Raw genomic sequence first — 7020 nt, 5'->3', positions numbered from 1 at the left:
TTGTGCACAGAAAACCCCCAGCTAGGCTGGGGGTTCCGGAAAGCTTTCAGCTTTGGGCCAGTTATTAAAACCCCTTTTGATTTGTTAAAACACCTTGCGGTCTGGCAACTGCAAGGGTTAAACAAGAAATCAAAAGGGGGTCCCAATGGGGGACGAAAAGAGCTTAGCGCACACCCGATGGAACTGTAAATATCACATAGTTTTTGCGCCCAAATACCGAAGACAAGCATTCTACGGGGAGAAACGTAGGGCGATAGGCAGCATCTTAAGAAAGCTGTGTGAGTGGAAAAACGTGCGGATCCTGGAAGCGGAATGCTGTGCAGATCATATCCATATGCTTGTGGAAATCCCGCCCAAAATGAGCGTATCCGGTTTTATGGGTTATCTGAAAGGTAAAAGCAGTCTGATGTTGTATGAGCAGTTTGGTGATATGAAGTTTAAATACAGGAACAGGGAGTTCTGGTGTCGTGGGTATTACGTAGATACGGTGGGTAAGAACACGGCAAGGATACAGGAATACATAAAGCACCAGCTTGCAGAGGATAAAATGGGCGAGCAGTTATCGATCCCTTATCCGGGTAGCCCGTTTACGGGCCGTAAGTAACGAAGTCTGATGCAAATGTCAGATCGTATGCGCCTGTTAGGGCGCGGCTGGTAACAGAGCCTTATAGGCGCATCAGAAAAACCTCCGGCTATGCCGGAGGATATTTATTTATATTGAATAGAATGAGTCGTGAGGTAGCAGGTGCGAATATTGGCTGTAGGAATAATGATCTTCTTCCTGAGCGGATGCGGCAGCATTATTAGTCGTACCATCCCAGGGCAAGGACACGGAAACCAATACTATCCTGGCGTGCAATGGGATGTTAGGGACTCCGCATGGCGCTACGTCACTATCCTCGATCTGCCATTTACGCTGGTGTTTGATACGTTGCTGCTGCCGCTCGACATACATCATGGACCTTACGAGTAATTATCGCTCGTCCCATTCATCGGCTGCGGTCTGCCCCTCTTCAGTATCAAGGGGAGGTTCCAACTGGAATTCACCTTCATCCCATTCGTGAAGCGTATTTTCTTCCTGCCACTCCTGGCGGATTTCAATTTCATCATAGTCGCCATCAAAAACGCTCTGGGCCGCTTCTCCGCTCAGGATTGGAAGGCATTCACCATCTACATCATCCTCGTCAGCAAAGAATTCCGCCTGCCACATAATGTCGCCATCCTGTAGCACGTATTTTTGGACGCTTAGCTGTTGAACGCTGGCGTCGTCTGACTCAAGGTCAGGGTTATCAGCCAGAAACACTTCACGAGCTGCATCAATAGCCTCTTCCAACGTGGCATAAAAATTCATGTCATTCTTTGCCATATTTCTTCTCCTAAGGCGAACAGTAAAGGGGGGATAGATTCAATCTATAGACGGCGATCCGCAGAGCGTCAAACCCGTTAGCTGCATGGCTCACTCAATCAGATGATGACTGCCTGCAATGCCTACGAGACTGGGGGGAAGTAACTTCGGTTGTTTATGAAAAATTTACATTGGCAGATACTGAAGCCGACGTAATATCAGGAAAAAAATTCAAGAAAAAATAGTAATGTATGTGTTTCTCAATGTAGTAATGAAAATCGAAAAATTAAAAAATGACGATATATAAGGAAATCTTCAGTGTTAAACGTTATTTTTTATTTTTTTTAGAGGGGGAATCCGATCGCTTATGACGTAATATTTCATAACTTAATAAAAATAAAGAAGAAAATTAATGCACAATACGGAAGTGTCGCAGGGGCAATCAATGAAAGTGGCTAAACTTAGTGGTGCCTCTGGTAGTGACAAAGTATCTTTTGTGTATGGGGGCTGTGAATGGTGTGAGTGATACTTAAATAGTATACATAATAAAATATTATTAATGACAAAGGTTATAAATCTATAAGAAACCATTAAATAAGAAATGAATTAGTGTCATTGAATCTGTGCAGATATAATAGTTTGCAAAATCTTATGCTTTATTATATAAAATGCAAAATTAAGAAAGCCCTTAAGGTTGTTATGGATAACGGCAATTCAAATAATAGAAGGTTAATGGCTTTCTATATAATCTGTTTGGCTAGCTATGTTCTTGGTGGAGTGTGTCTTACACAATTTAAATTAACGATACAAAGTGTCCCGCAAACAGTATATCTGATTATAATTGTAGGGTTGTTCTTTTTATATGGGATAATTTTCCTGTTTATGTTATTCCAGTATCTTTGTAGAAAAGATCTCACCTGCCTTATGATATTAGGTATGGCGTTTCTTGGGAATAACATATTTTTCATCGAGACTATCTACATCGTTCAGGACTTGATTAATGATTATGCCTCAATCGAAAAAAGAACTAACGATATAGCCATATTCTATTACTTTCGGCAGATTAGTTTCATCGCTCTGCTATTTGTTTCATTAAAATCTTATAAAGCATCCTCGACAGTTATTGAAACCAAAGAAAGAGAACCTTGCTATATCGTTCTGTCTTTTTTAATCATGCTTGTTATCTCAGTGGTGGCGCACGCTCTGGCCAGTTACAACCCTAATTTTACACTCGAGATCACAAGCCTGAAGCCTGATAATGTCACTGTGCACTGGCATATTGGGTACATTTATTCGCTTATTGTATCCTGGGGACTGGTCCTGTTGTATTTAATCATTAAAACCAGAACGCATAACATCTTGTGGAAAAGTATAGGGCTACTGTGTTGTTCAGCAATATTGACCAATGTACTACTTCTGAGCCTGGATGAATATAGCATGTATATTTGGTATGTTAGCCGGGGGATTGAGGTGATAAGTGCCCTGTGTATAATCTCAATACTGATGTACAACACCTTCATCATCTTAAAAAAAGAAACGGATTCAGCTATTAAAGACGCAATGACTAAAATATATAATCGTAAACTATTCTATAAGTCATTAAAATCATCATTAGCAAAAGGCGCAGTATGTGTAATGGTTCTGGATATTGATAAATTCAAACGGATTAACGATACCTACGGTCATCAGGAAGGTGACAGAGTGATAATCAGTATTGTTGATATTATCAATAAATCAATCAGAGATACGGATATTTTTGCCAGAGTAGGTGGCGAAGAATTTGCGATCCTTCTTAAGTGTAACGATAAAGATGAGGCAATTGTTGTTGCAGAGCGAATTAGGCGAAATGTAGAGAATGGTACGACAATACCAAACTCATATGAGTTAAAGGAAAAAATGACGATCAGTATCGGTGTATATTGCAGCAAAATTGATGATGAATCAGCGGATAAAGTTGTTTCATACGCCGATGCCGCTTTGTATGAAGCCAAAAATTCTGGCAGAAATAAGGTGTGTTACTATTATCATTAAGGTTGAAATATACGCCGTGTAAGATAAGTTTATTATTCCGAACCGGCGAATACAAATACACAAATCATCCCACGATCTCTGTACTCCGACGACGGCGCAGGCTATTCCACGAGTACAGGGCGTTAAACAGTACGACGCCCGCGGTCACACAGAAAACGGCACGAAAACCGTAGTTGGCGGATATCGCAGCCCCCATTAGAGGTCCTGTTACGTTACCGATATCGCGAAATGACTGATTATAACTGAAAATACGTCCAGCTATTTGATTGGTCGAGTTGTAAACCAGCAGCGTTTGTACTGCCGGGAGCAGAGCGCCGTCGGCCGCACCCAATAAAAAGCGCAGAACACCAAGCTGCCAGGGCGTATGGACAAATGACATTGGAATAAGCAGTAACACAGAAACGATCAGCGCGACGATCAGGATCTTCTCCGGGCCAATTCGATCGCCTAATTTGCCAAGTTTCGGGGCGCTGATTAATGCCGCAACGCCGGGGACAGAGGCTATCATCCCACTGATAAATGCAATATTGCTGACGTTGCCAGCCAACTCTCGAACGTACAGGGTCAGTATTGGCGCGATAGAACCGGTGGCTACCTGAATGATCAAAGTGGTGATAAACAGGCTCAGCACCAGTTTGGGGTTCTTTAAAGAGGCCACGACTTCACGAATGTGCAGCATCTCCTTCTTGCTCACCGGCTGGAAACGCTCGCGGATAAAAAATAGCGTCAGGATGAAGCAGACCAGCAGCACGCTGGCGGTGATGAAAAATACAGGGCGTAATCCGTACTGATCCGCGAGTAGCCCGCCAGCTAGCGGCCCGAGCAGTGCGCCACTAACGCCACCGGTTGAAAGCGTTCCCAGTGCCCAGCCGCTTTTATTGCGTGGAACCTGGGTGGCGATCAGTGCATTCGCATTGGGGATGAATCCACCAAGCAGCCCTAACAAGGCGCGCAGGATTAAGAACTGCCAGATATTTTGCGCCAGTCCCATCAGCAGCATCACAATTGCCATGCCCAACGCGGAACGCAGCAGCATGATTTTTCGTCCTTTGCGATCGGCAAGGCCACCCCAGAAAGGAGAGGCAATGGCTGAAAAGAGAAAGGTGATGCTGAAGACCAAGCCTGACCACATATTCAGGGCGCTATGACCCGTGACGCCGAGACTCTCGACGTAAAGAGGCAAAAAGGGCATGACCAGGCTAAATGCTGCTCCGGTTAAAAAACAACCTAACCAGGCAACGGTGAGGTTGCGTTTCCAGTTTATGGGGGCATCTGAGGGTGACATAGCGATCCGCAGTGTGATGCGCTGTTTGCGCTATCGATTGAATATAAGTAAGCAGGCTAATTATGCGCCTGGTTGATAGTTGCTGCAATGCGGATAGCAGTTAAACCTAAAACGGGTAGGGAGCGGGTTGCAGCCCACTGGGCTGCAACTCTGCGTCAGTACAGAGAAGGGGAGCCTTCAGGACGCGTCTTGAAGCGACGATGCAACCACATATACTGTTCTGGCGCCATCATGATGCATTGCTCAACAATTTTGTTCATCCACGCAGCTGTAGTCTCTGCGTCGTCCAACGGTGGTGAACATTCTGGAGGCAACATAATCAATTGATACCCTTTACCGTCAGGTTTGCGGCGGGGAACAAACGGTACCAGGCAGGCATTGGACATGCGTGAAAGCATCCAGGTCCCTGAGGTTGTTGCGGCTTGTTCAACGGCAAAAAGTGGTACAAACACGCTGGCGCGAGGGCCGTAATCATGATCCGGCGCGTACCAGACCACTTCGCCCTTTTTCAAGGCTTTAATCATCCCTTTCAGGTCTTTACGATCGAGCATTGATTTATTCGAGCGCATGCGGCCCCAGGTTTGTAGCCAGTCCAGCAGCGGATTGTCGTTAGGCCGATACACACCAATACCCGGCTCCTGCAAGCCAAACTGGCGCGCACCCAGTTCCAGAGTCAGAAAATGCAGACCCACTAACAGAATCCCGCGTTTTTGCGCCTGAACGTCACGGATATGTTCCATTCCGATCACTTCCGTCCAGCGCGAAATACGCTTATCGGACCAAAACCAGGCCATCCCGGTTTCCATTACGCCCATACCTACGGATTCGAAGTTCTTGACGACCATCTGCTGGCGTTCCTGCTCACTCATCTGCGGGAAGCACAGTTCCAGATTTCGGGAAACAATTTTTGCCCGACGTTTCATCAAACGTAGCGCTAGTCGACCTAACGCACAGCCCAACTTAAAGAGGATGGGGTAGGGTAACTGCACGATTAACCAAAGGATGCCAATACCCAGCCAGGTTAACCAATAACGTGGATGCAGTAACGCAGCCGAAAACTTGGGTAAATTCGTCATGTCTATCCTGTCTTCAAACGACCAATTCCCTGTATTGTCGCATTTTTTCGCGCGTATCAAAAATTTGTGACGGGAGAACGGTGATTAATTCCGCAATTGTTGTTGCGATTTTATCGTGAAGTATGAAATGTAGCGTAAAATGTGTGGATGTAAATTGGCGATGTTTGCTTTATTATGCCGCCGATTTTCATTTATTCCTTATTTGCAGGATACGTACACCATGCCAGTGTTACACAACCGCATTTCGAACGACGCCCTCAAAGCCAAAATGCTGGCCGAGACCGAGCCGCGCACGACGATCTCATTCTATAAATATTTCACCATTGCCAATCCTCAGCACACGCGTGATGCGCTGTACCAGATGTTCACCACATTGAACGTCTTCGGGCGAGTATATCTTGCCCATGAAGGAATTAACGCGCAAATCAGCGTACCGCAAAGCAACGTCGAGGCATTTCGCCAGCAGCTCTATGCGTTTGATGCTGCATTGAAGGATTTACGTCTGAATATTGCGCTGGATGATGACGGTAAATCGTTCTGGGTACTGCGTATGAAAGTCCGCGAACGTATCGTGGCGGATGGTATTGACGATCCAGACTTTGACGCCAGCAACGTGGGGGATTATCTCAAGGCTGCAGAAGTGAACGCCATGCTGGACGATCCTGAAGCGGTATTCATTGATATGCGCAACCACTATGAATATGAGGTGGGTCATTTCGAGAATGCGCTGGAGATACCGGCAGACACGTTCCGCGACCAGTTGCCGAAAGCTGTTGAAATGATGCAGGCGCATAAAGATAAAAAAATCGTGATGTATTGCACGGGTGGGATCCGCTGTGAGAAAGCCAGCGCCTGGATGAAACACAATGGATTTAGCAGAGTCTGGCACATTGAGGGCGGTATTATTGAGTATGCCCGCAAGGCGCGTGAACAGGGACTTCCGGTACGTTTTGTCGGTAAAAACTTTGTCTTTGATGAGCGTATGGGCGAAAGGATCTCTGAAGATGTTATCGCACATTGCCATCAGTGCGGCACGGCGTGCGATAGCCATACTAATTGCAAAAATGATGGCTGCCATCTGTTGTTTATTCAGTGCCCGGCTTGTGCGCAGAAATATAAAGGCTGCTGTAGCGAGCTGTGTAGCGAAGAGAGTGAGTTGCCGGAAGAGGAACAACGGCGTCGTCGTGCGGGGCGTGAAAATGGCAATAAAATCTTCAATAAATCACGCGGTCACCTGAATACCAAACTGGGTATTCCAGACCCTGCGCAATAACATGATGCCG

8 protein-coding genes are annotated in these 7020 nt (G+C 45.8%); 5 read left to right on the top strand and 3 right to left on the bottom strand.

Annotation, left to right across the window (positions count from 1 at the left end; translation table 11 throughout):
* The 3 genes from OGX90_RS13795 to OGX90_RS13785 all read left to right on the top strand — a co-directional run.
* Nucleotides 1–189 (top strand): hypothetical protein (locus OGX90_RS13795; RefSeq protein WP_234662442.1); only part of this gene is annotated, 189 nt, incomplete at its 5' end.
* A complete protein-coding gene (gene tnpA / locus OGX90_RS13790; protein WP_057069660.1) occupies nucleotides 146–604 on the top strand; it encodes an IS200/IS605 family transposase in 459 nt (152 codons plus the stop codon). The genes OGX90_RS13795 and tnpA, both read left to right, overlap by 44 nt.
* Before the next feature lie 141 nt (nucleotides 605–745).
* A complete protein-coding gene (locus tag OGX90_RS13785; RefSeq protein WP_174770471.1) occupies nucleotides 746–973 on the top strand; it encodes a YceK/YidQ family lipoprotein in 228 nt (75 codons plus the stop codon).
* On the opposite strand, the gene OGX90_RS13780 is transcribed toward OGX90_RS13785, so the two are convergent.
* Nucleotides 974–1351 carry a MysB family protein gene (locus OGX90_RS13780; RefSeq protein ID WP_008784346.1) on the bottom strand — a complete coding sequence of 126 codons (378 nt, stop codon included), beginning with the start codon at nucleotides 1349–1351 and terminating at the stop codon, nucleotides 974–976.
* Nucleotides 1352–2044: 693 nt separating this feature from the next.
* Between OGX90_RS13780 and OGX90_RS13775 the strand changes: the two genes are divergently transcribed.
* Nucleotides 2045–3376, top strand: a complete 1332-nt coding sequence (locus OGX90_RS13775; RefSeq protein WP_174770470.1) for a sensor domain-containing diguanylate cyclase — start codon at nucleotides 2045–2047, stop codon at nucleotides 3374–3376.
* A 64-nt stretch (nucleotides 3377–3440) separates the two neighbouring features.
* On the opposite strand, the gene mdtG is transcribed toward OGX90_RS13775, so the two are convergent.
* Both mdtG and OGX90_RS13765 read right to left on the bottom strand, forming a co-directional pair.
* Complete coding sequence (mdtG, locus tag OGX90_RS13770; RefSeq protein ID WP_174770469.1) at nucleotides 3441–4661, bottom strand: multidrug efflux MFS transporter MdtG; 1221 nt, start codon at nucleotides 4659–4661, stop codon at nucleotides 3441–3443.
* A 155-nt stretch (nucleotides 4662–4816) separates the two neighbouring features.
* Nucleotides 4817–5737, bottom strand: a complete 921-nt coding sequence (locus tag OGX90_RS13765) for a Kdo(2)-lipid IV(A) acyltransferase (RefSeq protein WP_003036136.1) — start codon at nucleotides 5735–5737, stop codon at nucleotides 4817–4819.
* A 220-nt stretch (nucleotides 5738–5957) separates the two neighbouring features.
* Here OGX90_RS13765 and trhO point away from each other — a divergent pair, with 220 nt between their 5' ends.
* Complete coding sequence (gene trhO / locus OGX90_RS13760) at nucleotides 5958–7010, top strand: oxygen-dependent tRNA uridine(34) hydroxylase TrhO (protein ID WP_174770468.1); 1053 nt, start codon at nucleotides 5958–5960, stop codon at nucleotides 7008–7010.
* Nucleotides 7011–7020: the final 10 nt, after the last annotated feature.

It is taken from the genome of Citrobacter sp. Cpo012, assembly GCF_030333015.1.
In the GTDB taxonomy this organism is placed as follows: domain Bacteria; phylum Pseudomonadota; class Gammaproteobacteria; order Enterobacterales; family Enterobacteriaceae; genus Citrobacter; species Citrobacter portucalensis.
The sequence above is the reverse complement of the archived record's forward strand: the minus strand, read 5'-3'. Positions and strand labels throughout refer to the sequence as shown.

What these genes read in the sequence shown, in the direction of transcription:
- tnpA (WP_057069660.1), top strand. Translation starts at nt 146, where the DNA reads ATGGGGGACGAAAAGAGCTTAGCGCACACCCGATGGAACTGTAAATAT.
- OGX90_RS13780 (WP_008784346.1), bottom strand. Translation starts at nt 1,351, where the DNA reads ATGAATTTTTATGCCACGTTGGAAGAGGCTATTGATGCAGCTCGTGAA.
- OGX90_RS13775 (WP_174770470.1), top strand. Translation starts at nt 2,045, where the DNA reads ATGGATAACGGCAATTCAAATAATAGAAGGTTAATGGCTTTCTATATA.
- mdtG (WP_174770469.1), bottom strand. Translation starts at nt 4,661, where the DNA reads ATGTCACCCTCAGATGCCCCCATAAACTGGAAACGCAACCTCACCGTT.
- OGX90_RS13765 (WP_003036136.1), bottom strand. Translation starts at nt 5,737, where the DNA reads ATGACGAATTTACCCAAGTTTTCGGCTGCGTTACTGCATCCACGTTAT.
- trhO (WP_174770468.1), top strand. Translation starts at nt 5,958, where the DNA reads ATGCCAGTGTTACACAACCGCATTTCGAACGACGCCCTCAAAGCCAAA.